At 70.8% G+C, this 14855-nt stretch carries 17 protein-coding genes; 10 read left to right on the top strand and 7 right to left on the bottom strand.

All coding sequences use genetic code 11. The features are described from left to right. Positions 1 to 19 precede the first annotated feature (19 nt). Positions 20 to 1270: a DUF222 domain-containing protein gene (locus AB0K35_RS00760; RefSeq protein ID WP_363882606.1), complete on the top strand. Its 1251-nt coding sequence runs from the start codon at positions 20 to 22 to the stop codon at positions 1268 to 1270. Between the two features lie 122 nt (positions 1271 to 1392). Here AB0K35_RS00760 and AB0K35_RS00755 read toward each other — a convergent pair whose 3' ends face one another. Then, a complete protein-coding gene (locus AB0K35_RS00755; RefSeq protein ID WP_363882603.1) occupies positions 1393 to 1629 on the bottom strand; it encodes a hypothetical protein in 237 nt (78 codons plus the stop codon). A gap of 199 nt (positions 1630 to 1828) precedes the next feature. On the opposite strand from AB0K35_RS00755, the gene AB0K35_RS00750 reads away from it, so the two are divergent. Beyond that, positions 1829 to 3409 (top strand): DHA2 family efflux MFS transporter permease subunit, encoded by a 1581-nt coding sequence (locus tag AB0K35_RS00750; RefSeq protein WP_357359645.1) that lies wholly within the window; start codon positions 1829 to 1831, stop codon positions 3407 to 3409. 54 nt (positions 3410 to 3463) lie between these two features. On the opposite strand, the gene AB0K35_RS00745 is transcribed toward AB0K35_RS00750, so the two are convergent. The 4 genes from AB0K35_RS00745 to AB0K35_RS00730 form a co-directional block, all read right to left on the bottom strand. Next, positions 3464 to 3925, bottom strand: coding sequence for a DUF5709 domain-containing protein (locus AB0K35_RS00745; protein WP_238669400.1), 462 nt, complete (start codon positions 3923 to 3925; stop codon positions 3464 to 3466). A gap of 121 nt (positions 3926 to 4046) precedes the next feature. Beyond that, positions 4047 to 4931 (bottom strand): alpha/beta hydrolase, encoded by an 885-nt coding sequence (locus tag AB0K35_RS00740; RefSeq protein WP_363882595.1) that lies wholly within the window; start codon positions 4929 to 4931, stop codon positions 4047 to 4049. A 113-nt stretch (positions 4932 to 5044) separates the two neighbouring features. Then, a complete protein-coding gene (locus tag AB0K35_RS00735; protein WP_363882592.1) occupies positions 5045 to 5968 on the bottom strand; it encodes a sigma-70 family RNA polymerase sigma factor in 924 nt (307 codons plus the stop codon). A 94-nt stretch (positions 5969 to 6062) separates the two neighbouring features. After that, positions 6063 to 6473, bottom strand: a complete 411-nt coding sequence (locus tag AB0K35_RS00730) for a WYL domain-containing protein (RefSeq protein ID WP_363882589.1) — start codon at positions 6471 to 6473, stop codon at positions 6063 to 6065. Positions 6474 to 6793: 320 nt separating this feature from the next. On the opposite strand from AB0K35_RS00730, the gene AB0K35_RS00725 reads away from it, so the two are divergent. From AB0K35_RS00725 to AB0K35_RS00715, 3 genes are read left to right on the top strand one after another with little or no spacing between them, the layout of a single operon-like run. Next, complete coding sequence (locus AB0K35_RS00725; RefSeq protein ID WP_363882586.1) at positions 6794 to 6940, top strand: hypothetical protein; 147 nt, start codon at positions 6794 to 6796, stop codon at positions 6938 to 6940. Beyond that, on the top strand, positions 6937 to 8094 hold the full coding sequence (locus AB0K35_RS00720; protein WP_363882583.1) for a winged helix DNA-binding domain-containing protein: 1158 nt from the start codon (positions 6937 to 6939) through the stop codon (positions 8092 to 8094). The genes AB0K35_RS00725 and AB0K35_RS00720 overlap by 4 nt, the downstream gene beginning before the upstream one ends. Positions 8095 to 8131: 37 nt before the next feature. After that, on the top strand, positions 8132 to 8896 hold the full coding sequence (locus tag AB0K35_RS00715) for a DUF2071 domain-containing protein (protein ID WP_363882580.1): 765 nt from the start codon (positions 8132 to 8134) through the stop codon (positions 8894 to 8896). Here the strand turns inward: AB0K35_RS00715 and AB0K35_RS00710 are convergent. Next, positions 8890 to 9867 carry an aldo/keto reductase gene (locus tag AB0K35_RS00710; protein ID WP_363882577.1) on the bottom strand — a complete coding sequence of 326 codons (978 nt, stop codon included), beginning with the start codon at positions 9865 to 9867 and terminating at the stop codon, positions 8890 to 8892. The genes AB0K35_RS00715 and AB0K35_RS00710 overlap by 7 nt on opposite strands. A 168-nt stretch (positions 9868 to 10035) precedes the next feature. Between AB0K35_RS00710 and AB0K35_RS00705 the strand changes: the two genes are divergently transcribed. The 5 genes from AB0K35_RS00705 (at position 10036) to AB0K35_RS00685 (ending at position 13762) form a co-directional block, all read left to right on the top strand. Beyond that, the gene (locus AB0K35_RS00705; protein WP_238669392.1) at positions 10036 to 10395 is read left to right on the top strand and encodes a hypothetical protein; all 360 of its coding nucleotides are present in this window, start codon (positions 10036 to 10038) and stop codon (positions 10393 to 10395) included. A 34-nt stretch (positions 10396 to 10429) separates the two neighbouring features. Beyond that, on the top strand, positions 10430 to 10990 hold the full coding sequence (locus AB0K35_RS00700; protein WP_363882574.1) for a carboxymuconolactone decarboxylase family protein: 561 nt from the start codon (positions 10430 to 10432) through the stop codon (positions 10988 to 10990). 4 nt (positions 10991 to 10994) lie between these two features. Further along, positions 10995 to 11561: a helix-turn-helix domain-containing protein gene (locus tag AB0K35_RS00695; RefSeq protein ID WP_363882571.1), complete on the top strand. Its 567-nt coding sequence runs from the start codon at positions 10995 to 10997 to the stop codon at positions 11559 to 11561. A 134-nt stretch (positions 11562 to 11695) separates the two neighbouring features. Continuing rightward, positions 11696 to 12298, top strand: coding sequence for a dihydrofolate reductase family protein (locus tag AB0K35_RS00690; protein WP_238669389.1), 603 nt, complete (start codon positions 11696 to 11698; stop codon positions 12296 to 12298). A 111-nt stretch (positions 12299 to 12409) separates the two neighbouring features. Next, positions 12410 to 13762, top strand: coding sequence for a cellulase family glycosylhydrolase (locus AB0K35_RS00685; protein ID WP_238669388.1), 1353 nt, complete (start codon positions 12410 to 12412; stop codon positions 13760 to 13762). Between the two features lie 113 nt (positions 13763 to 13875). Here the strand turns inward: AB0K35_RS00685 and AB0K35_RS00680 are convergent, their stop codons facing one another. Beyond that, entirely contained in the window at positions 13876 to 14820 is a 945-nt protein-coding gene (locus tag AB0K35_RS00680) for a DJ-1/PfpI family protein (RefSeq protein ID WP_363882567.1), read from the bottom strand. Positions 14821 to 14855 lie beyond the last annotated feature (35 nt).

Raw genomic sequence — 14855 nt, 5'->3', positions numbered from 1 at the left:
CCTGTTCTAGTCTCGGGTCATGGTCGAGGAGTTGGCGCAGGCAGACGACGCGGTCGCCGCCTGCGTCGACGCCGCCACCTGGGCCCTTACCGAGCACGACCTGATCGCCGCGCTCGACGCCGCGCACCGCCTCGAGCAACGCCTCGCCGCCGTGAAGCTAGCCCTGATCCGTGAGCTCGACGGCCGCGGCACCGCCACCGCGCAGGGCGCCTCGTCGACCGCGGTGTGGCTGCGCGAACGGTTGCGCCTCACCATCCCCGCCGCCCGCCGTCTCGTCGACCTCGCCACCGCCCTCGACACCGGCAACCCAGGGGTACGACAAGCGCTAGCCGACGGGCAGATCAGCCTCGATCAGGCCCGGGTCATCGCCTCCACGATCAACACCGTGCAGACCACCGCTGGTCCCGAGGCGGCCGACAAGGCCGTCGGTGTGCTCACCGACTGGGCCGGGCAATTCGACCCCACCCACCTGCGCACACTCGGCACCCGCATCCTCGATCACGTCGCCCCCGACCTCGCCGACGCCGCCGCCCGAGCCGCCCTCGAAGCTGACGCACGGCGGGCCACCCGCGACCGACACCTCACCCTCTCCGAGCAGACCGGCGGCCGCCTGCGACTCACCGGCATCCTCGATACCGAAACCGCCGGGCTGTTCCGCGCCGCCATCGACCCGTTGAGCACGCCCTCGGGCGCCGATGACTCCCGGTCCGCCGGGCAACGCCGCCACGACGCCCTCGCCGACATCTGCCGGCTCGCCCTGCGGACCAGCGAGCTGCCCGAGCACGGCGGCGACCCCGCGCAGATCGTCGTCACCGCCACCTACGACGAACTGACCCGGCAGTTGGGCGCTGGCACCCTCGACACCGGCCTGCACCTCACCCCGGAAACGGTTCGCCGCCTTGCCTGCGACGCCACCATCCTCCCCGCCGTCCTCAGCAGCACCGGCCAACCACTCGACGTCGGCCGACAACGCCGTCTCATCTCAGGGCCGCTGCGACGCGCCCTCGTGCTGCGTGACCGCGGCTGCGCCTTCCCCGGCTGCGACCGACCACCACGCTGGTGCCACGCCCACCACATCCACCACTGGGCCGACGGCGGCACCACCAACCTCGACAACAGCGTGCTGCTCTGCGGCCACCACCACCGACACCTGCACCACAGCGACTGGACCGTGCGACTCGCCGGCGACGGCCACCCCGAATTCGTGCCACCCGCCTGGCTCGACCCCGAACAACTCCCCCGCCGCAACCACTACCACCGACGAACGTGAGCACCAGCAGCGTCCAACGATCATGTGCCAGCAGGCCAGCCCAGTACGCCCTACTTCCGTGCGGTTCACCAAGGCGAAGCGAGGTGCGCGGCCAGGGCTCGGCACGCCCCACTCTCAGCCAGTCACTCGGGGCGGAATGCGGCCGTGCCGCACGCCGCGCCTGTGGTTGACGTGCCAATCGTTACGACGGTGATCGCGTAGTCGCCAGCCAGCCATTGGCCGGTGCCGCGTTGGCCGGTGCCGTGCTGGTCCGGGCCGCGTTGGCCGGTGCCGTGCTGGTCCGGGCCGCGTTGGCCGGTGCCGTGCTGGTCCGGGCCGCGACCCGCCGCCGGCTCGCGGTTCTGTCGTCTGATCGACACCCCGACGTCCAGTCACAGTCGTACGGCCGTTCGGATGCGACGCCGGGCCGTCACGAAATCCGGCGGCGAATCGTCACAGCTGGCGGTTAGTCTTCCTCCGCGCGTCGTCGTCCTGGCACGACGCGCCCCCGCGCCCGGTTGGCGCGGCATCGCCGCCACCGCCCACCGTCGGCCGGCTCAATCGACTTCAGGAGAGTTAGTGACACAGCAATCCATCGCGACATCGGACAAACTCGACGCTGCGGTGCTCAAGGTGGCGGGCGTCGTCGTCCTTGGCGCGATCATGTCGATCCTCGACGTGACGGTGGTCAGCGTGGCGCTGCCCAAATTCCAGAGCGAGTTCGACGCGTCCTACGCCCGCGTGGCCTGGACCATGACCGCCTACACCCTCGCGCTCGCCACAGTGATCCCGCTCAGCGGGTGGGCGGCGGACCGGTTCGGCACCAAACGGCTCTACATGGTGGCGCTGGCCCTGTTCACTATCGGGTCGGGGCTCTGCGCCATGGCCGACACGATCGGCGAACTGATCGGCTACCGGGTCCTGCAGGGCCTCGGTGGCGGCATGCTCATGCCGCTGGGCATGACCATCATGACCCGGGCCGCCGGGCCGCACCGGATCGGCCGGTTGATGGCCGTCCTCGGCATCCCGATGCTGCTGGGGCCGATCGGCGGCCCGATCCTCGGTGGTTGGCTGATCGACACCGCGAGCTGGCACTGGATCTTCCTGATCAACCTGCCGATCGGCCTGATCGCCCTGGTCTACGCGCAGGTCGCGCTGCCGAAGGACGCGCCCGAGCCGTCCGAGTCGTTCGACTTCGTCGGCATGCTCATGCTCTCGCCGGGTCTCGCCCTCTTCCTCTACGGCATCTCGTCCCTGCCGGAGGCGGGCACCTTCGCCGAGACCAAGGTCTGGGGCCCGATGCTGGTCGGCGGCGCGCTGGTGGTGGCGTTCGTGCTCTACTCGTTCAAGCCCCGGCACCCGCTGCTCGACCTGCGGCTGTTCCGCAACCGCAGTCTGACCATCGCGTCGGTGACGATGTTCGTGTTCATCATCGCGTTCATGGGCGCGGGCCTGCTGTTCCCGAGCTACTTCCTGCAGGTGCGCGGTGAGTCGACGCTGGCCGCCGGCCTGCTGATGGCCCCGCAGGGCATCGGCGCGATGATCACCATGCCGATCGCCGGCACGCTGGCCGACCGGGTGCCGATCGGGCGTACCGTCCCGTTCGCGCTGGGTCTCATCGTCGTCGGGTTCTTCGGTTTCACCCAGGTCGACCCGCAGACCTCGTACTGGCTGCTCGGCGGGTCGCTGTTCGTGATGGGTCTGGGCATGGGCGGCACGATGATGCCGATCATGACGTCGGCGTTGCGGACGTTGCAGGCGCAGGAGGTGGCCCGCGGCTCGACGCTGGTCAACATCCTCCAGCAGATCGGCGGCTCCGTCGGCGCTGCCGTGATGTCGGTGATCCTCACCAACGAGCTGAACGGCTCTCGGCCGATCCCCGGCCTGGTGGACGAGAGCGGCAAGCCGGTCACCGAGGCCGGGCTGGCCATCGCCTCCCAGCAGCGGCCGGAGCTGCTTCAGCAGATGCCGGTGGACCCGTCGCTCATCGAGCGCGGGCTCGACTTCGCCGCCAAGTCGTTCGCCAGCACGTTCTGGGTCGCGTTCGCGTTGGTCGTGCTCACGCTCATCCCGGCGGCGTTCCTGCCGCGTCGGCGTCAGCCGGCGCAGCTCGACGACCCGCAGGGCGAGCAGGTCAGGACGCCGGTCGTCATCCACTGACCGATCCCGCCGCGCCCGGCACCCACTGAGGTGCCGGGCGCGGCGGGTACGGCGTCAGCGCAACGGACCGTCGCCGGGCCCGTCCGGGTCCTCGACGACGTGGATCGCCGCTTCCTCCGCGCTGGCGGCACCCGCGTCGATGCCGGCGTCCCACGCCACCGACTCGGCCTCGTCGTCCTCGCGGACACCCTCGTCGTAGGCGACGAGACGGCCGGCGCGTGCCTCCGCCTCGTACCCCCGGCGGGTCAGCTCGTCCTCGTCGTCGCCACCCTCGGCGTACGGGTCGACATCCGGCACCTCCTGGGCGAGGTGTTGCTCCAGCGATTCGCCCGCGCGCTCCTCGGCTGGCGTGGTGCCGAACCGGTTTGCCGCCGTCCAGTGGTCCTCGGCGATGATGCCGGTGTCGAGGGGGTCGCCGACCCGGTCGTCGTCGAGGGTGTCGGAGGCGTCCAGGACGCCGTCGTCCTCAACCACGTTCCACTCGTCGACGGAATCCATCCGTTCGGTCTGGCTCACGGTGGTCTCCTCTTCGTCACGGTGCAGCAAAGCGCTCAGCCTATGACCGTGCAACGCGCCAGCATCCCGAGGCCTGCCCGTTGTGACGAACGAACCTCGGGGCGGGCGGCGCCGCTGTGGGTCAACGCTTCAGCAGCTCCGCCACAGCGTCGGTGAACTCCACCGGCTGCTCGATGTGCGCGAAGTGTCCGCTTCGCTCCAGCGTCACCAGCCGCGAGTCCGGAAGCCCCGCGTGCAACTGCTCGGCCCAGCGGGGGCCGCAGATGAAGTCGTACCTTCCGACGATCACCACGACGGGCACGGTGATCTCACCGAGGTTCTCCCGCACGTCGAAGGGCGTGGGGTCCTGCGCGCCGGCCGGCGTCGCCCAGATCCGGACGGCCGCCTGAAACGGGGCGAACTCGTCCTGTCGCCCCCAGAAGTCGGCGAAGTACACAGGCAGGGCGGCGCGCAGAGCGGCCCCCAACGACTCGTTGCCAGTCGCGCCGCCGATCTGCGCGAAGGCAGCCGGGACCGCCGCCGCCTCCGGCCGGTCCGGGTGCCGCTGCGGGTAGGCGGCGAGGCCGGCCATGGCCTCGCCCCAGAATTCGGCTCCGGTGACGGGCGAGGTGTCGTACAGGGCGAGGCCCGAGATCCGATCCGGGTGGGCCAGCGCGTACCGCTGGACGACGAAACCACCGTGCGAGTGCCCGAGGAGGTATACCCGGGGTTCGCCGAGGTGCTCGACGACGGCGTGCAGGAACCGGACATACGTGTCGAGACGGTAATCGTCGGGATGGTCGAGCTGCCCTGACGCGCCAGTGCCCACCGGCTCGACGTAGACCATCGTGAAGTGCGTCTCAAGGCTGGGCGTCCGCAGGTATTCCCACTCGATGCCCGGGCCGCCGGAGTGCGCCACGCAGACCGGGCCGGTGCCGGCGACGTGGTAGACCTGCCGAACGCCATCCACTGTGAACGTGTGGGCACCGGGTGCGAGGGCGCTGACGTCGTGGCTGGTGAAACCCATGAACTATCTCCCGATCCGAGACCCGCGCGGCGTCCGCCGACACGGCAACTGGTGCATGACGCGGACCAGATGCGCGGGGCGCGGGAAAAGTTCGCTCGGTCGGAGAAGTTTCTTCAGACCAGCGCGGGGACGGGGTGGAAGAGGGTGAGTTGGCGTACCCGGCCCTCGCGCAGCACCTGCAACCACAGTGCCGCCGGTGGGCAGTGCTGTGGGTCGTCGGGTGGGCTGATCAGGTCGGTTTCCCAGATCAGCACGTCGCCGCTGGCCACCACGTTGCGCAGCCGCTGACGTACCCCGGCGGTCAGGTCGCGGTTCATGCCGTTGATCGCCAGATCACGGCCACCGCGCGGGCCGCCCGGCACGATCATCTCGGCGTCCGGCCACCAGCTCTCGCGGACCACCCGCTCGAAGTCGCCGCCCATCGCCGTGGTGATCATGTCGTGGCCCGCCCGCCACCGCGAGTCGTTCGAGGCGGTGACGTCCGTGTGGGCGGCGTCCGCCGCCGCCCGCAGGCCGCCGGCGAGCGCCCGGCGGGCGTGGCTGAGGCGGCTGCGGACGGTGCCGACCGGCACACCACACACTGCCGCGATCTGGTCGTACGAGGACGCGTCGCTGAAGTACCGCAGCAGGGTGACGAGCCGGTCAGGTTCGGACAGTTGCCCCAGGGAGTGCCACACCCAGTCGCGCATCGCGGCCCGGTCCAGTGCCTCCTCCGGGGTGGGTGTGTCGGCGGGGCGGGTGAACCACTCGGGTTCGGCGACCGGGACGGCTCTGGGCCCACGCAACGTCATCCGGCTGTTGTTACGGACGATGGCTCGCAACCACTGGCCGACGGCGTTCGGGTCGCGGACCTCGCCGATGCGACGCAGGGCGACGACCATCGTGTCCTGCACCGCGTCCTCGGCGTCCGGTCCGTAACCGAGGACGCTCAGCGCGACGGCCCGCATCCCGGCCTCGTGCCGGGCCAGCAGCGCCCCCAGCGCAGCCGCGTCTCCCGCCTGCGCGAGTACGACCAGCTCTCCGTCGCTCTGCGTCACGCCCAGTTCCTCCCCGAAACGCCTGTTCTGAACGCTTGTGCTCCATCAAGCGTACGGCGGGCCGGCGTGTCGATGCCCCGGGCCGTCGACCGTCCTACGCTGCGGACGGGCTGGCGGCGCGGGTCGCCCGGGAGCCGATCTGCCGCAGGTGCGCGATCAACTCCGGAGGCTCGTGCAGCTCCATGTCGTAACCGAGGGTCAGCAGGCGCCACGCCAGCCACTCCAGAGTGTCGGCGTTGCTGCGCAACCGGCGGGAGGTCGCGTCGATCGGCTCCAGATCGACGCCGGCGTCACCGAGCGGGCCTGCCATCCGCTCGATCGGCGCGTGCAGCGTCACCACCGCCCGGTAGACGGGCGTCAGCTCAAGCAGCTTCTCCGCCATGAACGAGGCGGCGTCGGACGCCGGCAGTTGCCGTGCGGCGACCCGGGTCCGGGTGGGGCGCAGGTCGGTGATCCGGTCGACCCGGAAGATCCGCCTGTCGTCACGGTCGTTGTCGTAGCCCACCAGATACCAGCGCCGACCCGCCGACCCGCCGACACCAGCTTGTACGGCTCGACGAGCCGTTCGGTGTCCACGCCGTCGCGACGGCGGTAGGTGAATCGCAGCTGCTCCCGGTTGTTGACGGCGGCGGCCAGCGCGTTCAGGTGCTCCGGGTCGACAGTCGGCCGGGGGTGTCGGACATGATCCCAGAATGCCAGCGATGTGTGCCAGAAGCTGTCCTACATGGGCCGTAGCGTTCGGGGCATGACGCCATTTCGCAGGCCTGGAACGACTCGCCGGTCGGGCTGCTGGCCTGGATGATGCAGACGTTGAAGGAGTTCACCATGACGGTGTCGACGCCGGAACAGGCCATCGACCGGGACCACCTGCTCACCAATGTGAGCCTCTACCCGGGCAGCCACTTCGTGGCGATGGACGAGCCGCTGGCGCACGCGGCGGTCATCCGCGCGTTCTTCGCGGGCCTGCGATGATCGAGCTGACCTGGGCTCAGGTCTCCGCTCGACGTCTTCAGCGGCACCGGCTCGACCCGTCGGCCGCGCCGACGGCACCGGACGCCGCACGCGTCGCCGACGTGGTGTCGGCGATCTGCGGCGCGCACGCCCAGATCGCGTCGGCCGCCGAGCTGTCCATCGGGCTGCGGCTGCCGGGCGCGACCCGCGCCCTGGTGCGCCGATCACTGTGGACCGATCGCACAGTGGTCAAGACCCGGGGGCCGCGCGGGACGGTGCACCTGCTCGCCGCGGCGGACCTGCCGATGTGGGTCGGCGCGCTGTCCGCGTTGCCGGCCCCGTCGTGGGAGCGAAGTGTGGTCCTGCTGACGCCCCGGCAGACCGAGCAGGTCCTCGCGGCCATCGCCGACGCGGTCGCCGAGGCCGACCTGACCACCGCCGAGCTGACCGAGGAGGTCGTCGCCCGTACCGGCCCGTGGGCGGGTGACCTGGTCATGGAGGCGTTTCAGGACAAGTGGCCCCGGTGGGTCGCGGCGATGACCGCCGCCACCCGGGCCGGAGTGGTCTGCTTCGGCCCGAATCGCGGTCGGGCCAGCACGTACACCAGCCCAACCCGGTGGCTGCCCGACTTCGCGCCGATGCCCGGCCGGGCCGCTCTGGCCGCCCTCGTCCGCGGCTACCTGCACGCGTACGGGCCGGCCACCCCGGCGCAGTTCGCCCGGTGGCTGGGGGTGCCCACGGGGTGGGGGACGTTGCTGTTCGACTCGCTCGACCTGACCGAGGTGACGGTGGAGGGCGCAGGGGCCTGGGTGACCGCCGACGACACCGAGTTCCCCGACGACCGGCCGTCCGGGTTGCGGCTGCTGCCGTACTTCGACGCGTACGCGGTTGGCTGCCACCCCCGCGAACGGCTCTTTCCCGGTGCCGCCGCCGAGCGGGCGCTCGCCGGTGGTCAGGCCGGCAACTATCCGGTGCTGCTGGTCGACGGGGTGGTCGCCGGCGTGTGGCATCAACGCCGTTCCGGCCGCTCGATCCGGGTCACCGTCGAGCCGCTGCGGGCGCTCGGAGCCGCCCAGAAGCGGGCGTTGGGGGAGGAGGCCGAACGGGTCGGCGAGATCCTGGAGGGCAAGGCGTCGTTGACCATCGGCACCGTCAGTGTCGGTCCGCATGCCTGAGGCCACGCCGGCTCACCGCCTGGGCGACGATGGGAGTGTGCACCCCGAACCGGTCGACCACGCGCCCCGGCAGGCGTTCCCCTGGGCGCTCCTGCGCCAACGCTGGGAGGACCTCACCTTCCTGCACTGGGCCGTCGCTCCGGAGGTGGTCGCGCCGTTGCTGCCCGCCGGCACCCGTCCGGACACCCTGGACGGGGTCAGCTACGTCGGCCTGATCGGTTTCCGGATGGTCGGGCTGGGCCTCGGCCGGGGGCCGGGGGTGCCGTACTTCGGCACCTTCTGGGAGACAAACGTCCGGCTCTACTCCGTCGACGACGCCGGCCGCCGAGCTGTCGTGTTCCGCTCGCTCGACGCGTCCCGCCTGCTGCCGGTGCTGGTGGCGCGGGCGACGCTGCGCCTGCCGTACCTGTGGTCGTCGATGCGGTTGGATCGCGACGGCGACCGTCGCACCTACCGCTGCCGGCGACGCTGGCCGGGGCCAGCGGGCGCGACGAGCCGGATGGTGGTGCGGGTGGGGGAGCGGATCGTCGAGCCGACCCCGCTCGAACACTTCGTCACCGCCCGCTGGGGGCTGCACACCCGGGCGTACGGGCGCACGCTGCACCTGCCGAACTGGCATCCGAGCTGGCCACTGCACCGGGCCGAGATGCTGCACCTGGATGACGAGTTGGTCGCCGCCGCCGGGCTACCGGCACCGGTCGGGCCACCGGTGAGCGTGCTCTACTCGCCCGGTGTCGGGGTCAGGTTCGGCCCGCCGGTGGCGGCCCGGCCACGCGGTGCCGGGCCGCCGGAGCCTCAGTAGCGGCCACCCTCGGGTGCGGGCAGCGCGTCCAGGTCGGCAAGGTCCTCGGCGCTGAGCCGCACGTCAGCGGCCAAGCAGTTGTCCACCAGGTACTTCGGGGTCTTGGTGCCGGGGATCGGGATGACCTGGTCCCCCTGGGCGACCACCCAGGCGAGGGCGACCTGCGCGGGGCTGAAGCCGGCCCGGTCGGCGATCTCCCGGACCCGGGCGACGATGGCGAGGTTCGCGCGCAGCGCGTCCTGCTGGAAGCGCGGCAGGCCGCGCCGGAAGTCGTCGGCGGGCAGGTCGTCGAACGAGGTGAACCGGCCGGCGAGGAAGCCGCGACCGAGCGGGGAGAACGGCAGGAAGGCGATGCCCTGCTCGGCGCAGTACGGCAACACCTCGGTCAACGGGTCGCGCGTCCACAGTGACAACTCGGACTGCACCGACGCCACCGGGTGCACGGCCTGGGCCCGCACGATCTGCGCGACAGTCACCTCGGACAACCCGAGCTGCCGGGCCTTGCCCGCCGCCACGACCTCGGCCATCGCGCCCCAGGACTCCTCGATGGGCACCTCCGGGTCGACCCGGTGCAGTTGGTAGAGGTCGACGTGGTCGGTGCCGAGCCGGCGCAGGCTCTCGTCGATCGCGGCGCGGATGTGCTCCGGGCGGCCGTTGTTGCCGATCTTCGGCAACTTGCCGGTGTCGCCGGTGGGGGAGGTGGCCACCAGGCCGACCTTCGTGGCCAGTACGGCCCGCTCCCGGTGACCGCCGGCCAGCGCCCGCCCGACCAGCTCCTCGTTTGTGTACGGCCCGTACACGTCCGACGTGTCGATCAGTGTCGCGCCCAGGTCCAGTGCCTGTCGGATGACGGAGATCGACGTGTCGTCGTCGTGAGGGCCGGTGATGTCGTAGGCGTGGCTCATGCCCATGCAGCCGAGGCCGATGACGCCGACCTCGGGTCCGGTGCTGCCCAGCGTGGTGGTTCGCATGCGCCCACGCTACGACTGGCCCGGCCGACCCGCACCCGCCGAGCGGGGCATTGATGTTCCCGGGCAGGTGACGACTCTCACCGGAAATGGACTCGGGAGTCCGGTACGGTGAGGGCTAAGCGGACCTGCGAGTCCGGATATGCCTGAGAGTGACCCACGAGGAGCCCCATGACCTACGTACGGATCAGTGACGCCCTGCGCGCTGTGGTCTTCGAGCCGACGCGCGACCTGACCGAGGCGCTCGACGAGTTCTACGCCCCCGACTACACCCACCGCAGCGACGGCGAGACCCTCGACCGGGCCGGATTCGTCGAGATGGTGACCCAGGTCCGCGGTCAGATCGTCAGCGGCACCGTGCGGGTCCTCGACGAGCTGCGCGACGGTCTGCGCTACGCCGAACGACACGTCTACGAGATCACAGTGGCCGACGGGTCGACCGCCCGGCGGGAGATCACCATCTTCGGGACGTACGCCGAGGACGGCCGCTTCCGCCACCTCAGCGAGACGGGTTTCGACCTGCCCGCCTGACCCCACCTCGACCACCAACAAAGAAGAGAGAGCCATGCCCCGCCTTACCGACCCCGACCCGAACACGATTCCGGCCGACGTCCGCGCCGTTCTGTCCGCCCTGCCGCCCGACCCGATGGTCAAGATGCTGACCCACTCGACCGGCACCGTGAACCTCTTCATCCAGCTCGCGAGGGCGCAGTTCACCTCGTTGGAGCTGCCCGCCCGCTCGCGGGAGCTGGTCATCCTCACCGTGGCCGCGCACACCGGGTGCGAGTTCGTGGCGGCCCAGCACGGCCCGATGTCCGCGACGGCCGGCGTCGACGAGCGCACCCGGGGGATCATCAGCAGTCGGGACGTCGACAACCCGCACCTCTCCGCGTACGACCGCACGCTCATCCGGTTCGCCGCCGAGGTGGTGCGGTCACCGCGGGTTCCCGACGACCTCTTCGACCAGGTGCGGCACATCCTCAGCGAGCGCGAGATCGTCGAGGTGCTCCAGGTGATCGGCTACTACTGGTCGTTCGGCCGGGTGGCCACTGTGCTCAACGTCGAACTCAGCACCGTGTACGGCGACGAGCCGCTGCTGACCGACGAGACCGAGCGGGCAGACTGAGGCGATGACCGCGCCGACGCCGAGCGACCCGGATACCCCCCATCGGCGGCTGGACGCCCGTCGCAACCAGGAGCGGGTCATCGCCGCCGCCCGGGAGCTCTTCAGCGAGCAGGGTCTCCAGGTGACGGTGCCGCAGGTGGCGGAACGGGCCGGGGTGGGTCGCGCGACTGTGTACCGCAGCTACCCCAGCAAGGAAGACCTGATCGTCGCTGTCGTCCAGCGGCAGTTCGAGGAGTTGGAGCAGCGCATCCGCGCGGCGCTCGACGGCGTCGACGCGTACCGGGAGTGGTGTTCCTTCGTGCCCGACCTGTTCGGACGCCTCGCCCGCGACCGGGTCCTCGCCGACGCGTTCTTCGAGGGCCGGCTGGTGCCCGCCGCGCGCATCCTGGAACTGATCGGGCAACTGGTGGCGGCAGCCCGAGCGTCCGGCAAGATCCGCCCGGACGCCGGGGAGCTGGACATCCGGGTAATCCTCTGCGGAGCGGTCCGGCAGCTCATCGTGTTCGACGAGCGCGACCCGGCGGTGTGGCGCCGCTACGCCGACCTCGTGCTCAACGCGCTGCGCCCCTGACGGCCACGGCTGACACTGGGAGAAAGCTCGGCCGACGTGTCGAGGACGGTAGCGCGGCTTCGACAACGTGTTGAGGGCCGGAGACAGCCGGCCTCGCCGACAAGCCGACACCCCACGGACCGAGGAGCGGATCGATGACGAAGGTGACGACCGGAGCGACGATGTCGTTGGACGGCTACATCGCGGACGCGTCCCACGGCGGCTTCGAGTATCTCTTCCAGTGGTACGAGAACGGCGACGTCGAGACGCCGACGGTCGACCCCGAGCTGACCTTCCGGACGTCCGCCGCGAGCGCCCGGCACCTGCGGGCTCGCACCGAGCGCACCGGCGCGCTCGTCGTCGGCAGGAGGCTCTTCGACATCACCAGCGGGTGGGGTGGCCGGCATCCGTTGGACGTGCCGGTCGTGGTTGTCACGCACAGCGTGCCGGAGGGCTGGGCACCCGAGAACGACTCCTTCGTCTTCGTCACCGACGGCATCGAGAGCGCCATCGCCCGGGCGAAGGCGATCGCCGGCGACAAGGAGGTCGGCGTCAACGGCGGCACCATCGCCGCCCAGGTCGTCGAGGCCGGCCTGCTCGACGAGGTGCACGTCGACCTCGTCCCGGTCCTGCTCGGCGCCGGCATCCCGCTCTTCGCCGACCTGAGGATCGCGCCACTTCAGCTGGACGGTCCGTTCAGCGTCGTCGAGGGCGATGGCGTCACCCACCTGGCCTACCGGGTACGCCCAGCGGCCTGAGCGCCGCGGGGGCCAGCGCCCCCACCTTGCTCCCATAGTCATTGATCGATATTGTGCGCGCAGGCGCCGCCCCGCCTCAGACCACCACCGTCGATCCGAAGCGGGTTCCGCATGCGCACACTGAGACTTGTCACGACCCTGGCCGTCGCCGGCCTGCTCGCCGGTGGGGTGGCAGTGGTCGCCGCCACACCGGCCAGCGCGGCGAGGGCCGTGTTCTCGGTGACGAACAACTGGGGCAACGGCTACCAGGGGCAGGTCACCGTCACCAACGACACCTCCGCACCGATCACCAGCTGGCGGGTCGAGTTCGACCTGCCGTCCTCCTCGGCGGTCAGCCAGTCGTGGAACGCGCAACAGACGACCTCGGGCAGCCACTACACCTTCGCCAACGTGTCCTGGAACGGCACCCTCGCCGCCGGCGCCTCCACCTCGTTCGGCTTCCTCGTCAACGGCACCGGCACCCCGGTCAACTGCACGGTGAACGGCGCGTCCTGCGCCGGCGGCCCGCCCCCGACCACGCCGCCGCCCACCACCCCGCCCCCGACGACCCCGCCGCCGACCACCGGCACGCCGGTCGAGCGACACGGGCAACTGCGGGTCTGCGGCACCACGATGTGCGACAGGTCCGGCGCGCGGGTGCAGCTGCGGGGCATCAGCAGCATGTGGCTCAACTGGGAGACGGCCCCGTACGCCGAGAACCTCTCCGCGTTGACCTGGATGCGCGACAACTGGAATCTCCAGGTGATCCGCGCGGCCATGGGCGTGGAGCCGGCGGGGGCGTACCTCAGTGACCCGGCCAAGGCGCGCGCGCAGGTGGAGACCATCATCAACAACGCGGTCACCGCCGGGGTCTACGTGATCGTCGACTGGCACGCGCACGAGGCGCAGAACAACCAGTCCCAGGCGGTGGCGTTCTTCGGTGACCTGGCCCGCCGGTACGGCCACCTGCCCAACGTCATCTGGGAGCCCTACAACGAGCCGCTCCAGGTGAGCTGGACCAATGTCATCAAGCCGTACCACCAGGCGGTGGTGTCCGCGATCCGCGCCGCCGACCCGGACAACATCGTCGTGCTCGGCACCCCGACCTGGTCACAGGACGTGGATGTCGCGGCGGCCAGCCCGGTCACCGGCACCAACCTGATGTACACCCTGCACTTCTACTCCTGCACGCACGGGGCGTCGCTGCGCGCCAAGGGCGACGCGGCGATCCGCGCGGGTCTGGCGCTGTTCGTCACGGAGTGGGGCGCCAGTAACGCCGACGGCGGCCTCGACGGCCGGTCCTGTCTGCCCGAGGCGCAGTCCTGGATCGACTGGATGAAGGCGAACGGCATTTCGTGGACGGCCTGGAAACTCGACGTCGGCACCGACACCACGAACCTGCTCAGCCCGGGGGCGCCGGTGACCGGCGGGTGGACCAACTACCTGCACGGCCACGCGCCGTTCGTGGTGGCGAACATGAGGTGATCCCGGCGGCGCCTTGACCGGGATTGTTCGAATCGAGACTGCTGATGTCGGGGTGTCCAGGCCGGCGGGACACCCCGACATCACCGACCCCCAGCACGACCACCGTCGCAGGGTCAGGGGGTGAAAGCCCGCCGGTACGCGGTAGGGGTGGTGGCGAAGGCCCGCTGGAAATGCGCACGGAGGTTGGTCGCCGTGCCCAGGCCGGTGCGCCGTGCGACCTCGTCGATGGTGATTCCGCCGTCCTCGAGCAGAGTGCAGGCGGCGCGCAGCCGTTGCTGGATCAGCCAGGCTCGTGGGCTCATCCGGAGCCGACTCTGAAAGGCGCGGTGCAGCGTACGGCTGGACATCACACCCTGCCGGGCAAGGTCCGCGACGGTGATCGGGCGGTGCAGATTGCCGCTCGCCCAAGCGGTGACAGCGGCCAACTCGTCGTCCGGACCCGTTACGTCGACCGGAATGAACTGGGCCTGACCGCCGGCCCGGTGCAATGGTGTGACCATGTGCCGGGCCCGTTGGATGGCGACAGCCTGCCCGTGGTCGCGGCCGACGAGGTAGAGGCACATGTCAAGACCGGCGGCGAGTCCGGCGCTGGTGAGCACCTCACCTTCGTCGATGTAGAGCGCACCCGCGTCCACTGACACCAGTGGGTGCTCGTGGGCGAGCGCGTCGGCGTGCGCCCAGTGGGTCGTCGCGCGGCGGCCGTCGAGCAGACCGGCCTGGGCCAGCGCGAAGGCGCCGGTGCAGATCGACGCGATGCGAGCGCCACGACGGTGGGCGAGCCGTAGCGCTTCGAGGGCGCGCGTCGGTGCCGGGCCACGGCGGAACCCGGGCACGATCACCGTGTCGGCATCGTCGAGGGCGTCAAGCGTCGCGGCGACGGTCAGCTCCAGGCCGGCGGTGGTGGTGGTGACCGAGCCACCGTCCAGTGCGCACACAGTCATCGCGTACCGACCGTGGCCCTCGTGGCCGAACACCTGCGTCGCGATGGTCAGATCGAAGGCGACGACTCTGGGCAGGGCGAGAACGGCGACCTGATGCGTGGCGGAACTCTTACGCATGATGGCAAGGATGCCACTCGTCGCCGCCCGCTCGA

It is taken from the genome of Micromonospora sp. NPDC053740 (assembly GCF_040677775.1).
GTDB lineage: Bacteria > Actinomycetota > Actinomycetes > Mycobacteriales > Micromonosporaceae > Micromonospora > Micromonospora alfalfae.
This window is presented reverse-complemented; position numbering and strand designations above follow the sequence as displayed.

Coding starts and splice junctions, on each gene's coding strand:
- AB0K35_RS00760 (WP_363882606.1), top strand. CDS start 20: ATGGTCGAGGAGTTGGCGCAGGCAGACGACGCGGTCGCCGCCTGCGTC.
- AB0K35_RS00740 (WP_363882595.1), bottom strand. CDS start 4,931: ATGGGTTTCACCAGCCACGACGTCAGCGCCCTCGCACCCGGTGCCCAC.
- AB0K35_RS00725 (WP_363882586.1), top strand. CDS start 6,794: ATGACGGTGTCGACGCCGGAACAGGCCATCGACCGGGACCACCTGCTC.
- AB0K35_RS00720 (WP_363882583.1), top strand. CDS start 6,937: ATGATCGAGCTGACCTGGGCTCAGGTCTCCGCTCGACGTCTTCAGCGG.
- AB0K35_RS00710 (WP_363882577.1), bottom strand. CDS start 9,867: ATGCGAACCACCACGCTGGGCAGCACCGGACCCGAGGTCGGCGTCATC.
- AB0K35_RS00705 (WP_238669392.1), top strand. CDS start 10,036: ATGACCTACGTACGGATCAGTGACGCCCTGCGCGCTGTGGTCTTCGAG.
- AB0K35_RS00700 (WP_363882574.1), top strand. CDS start 10,430: ATGCCCCGCCTTACCGACCCCGACCCGAACACGATTCCGGCCGACGTC.
- AB0K35_RS00695 (WP_363882571.1), top strand. CDS start 10,995: ATGACCGCGCCGACGCCGAGCGACCCGGATACCCCCCATCGGCGGCTG.
- AB0K35_RS00690 (WP_238669389.1), top strand. CDS start 11,696: ATGACGAAGGTGACGACCGGAGCGACGATGTCGTTGGACGGCTACATC.
- AB0K35_RS00685 (WP_238669388.1), top strand. CDS start 12,410: ATGCGCACACTGAGACTTGTCACGACCCTGGCCGTCGCCGGCCTGCTC.
- AB0K35_RS00680 (WP_363882567.1), bottom strand. CDS start 14,820: ATGCGTAAGAGTTCCGCCACGCATCAGGTCGCCGTTCTCGCCCTGCCC.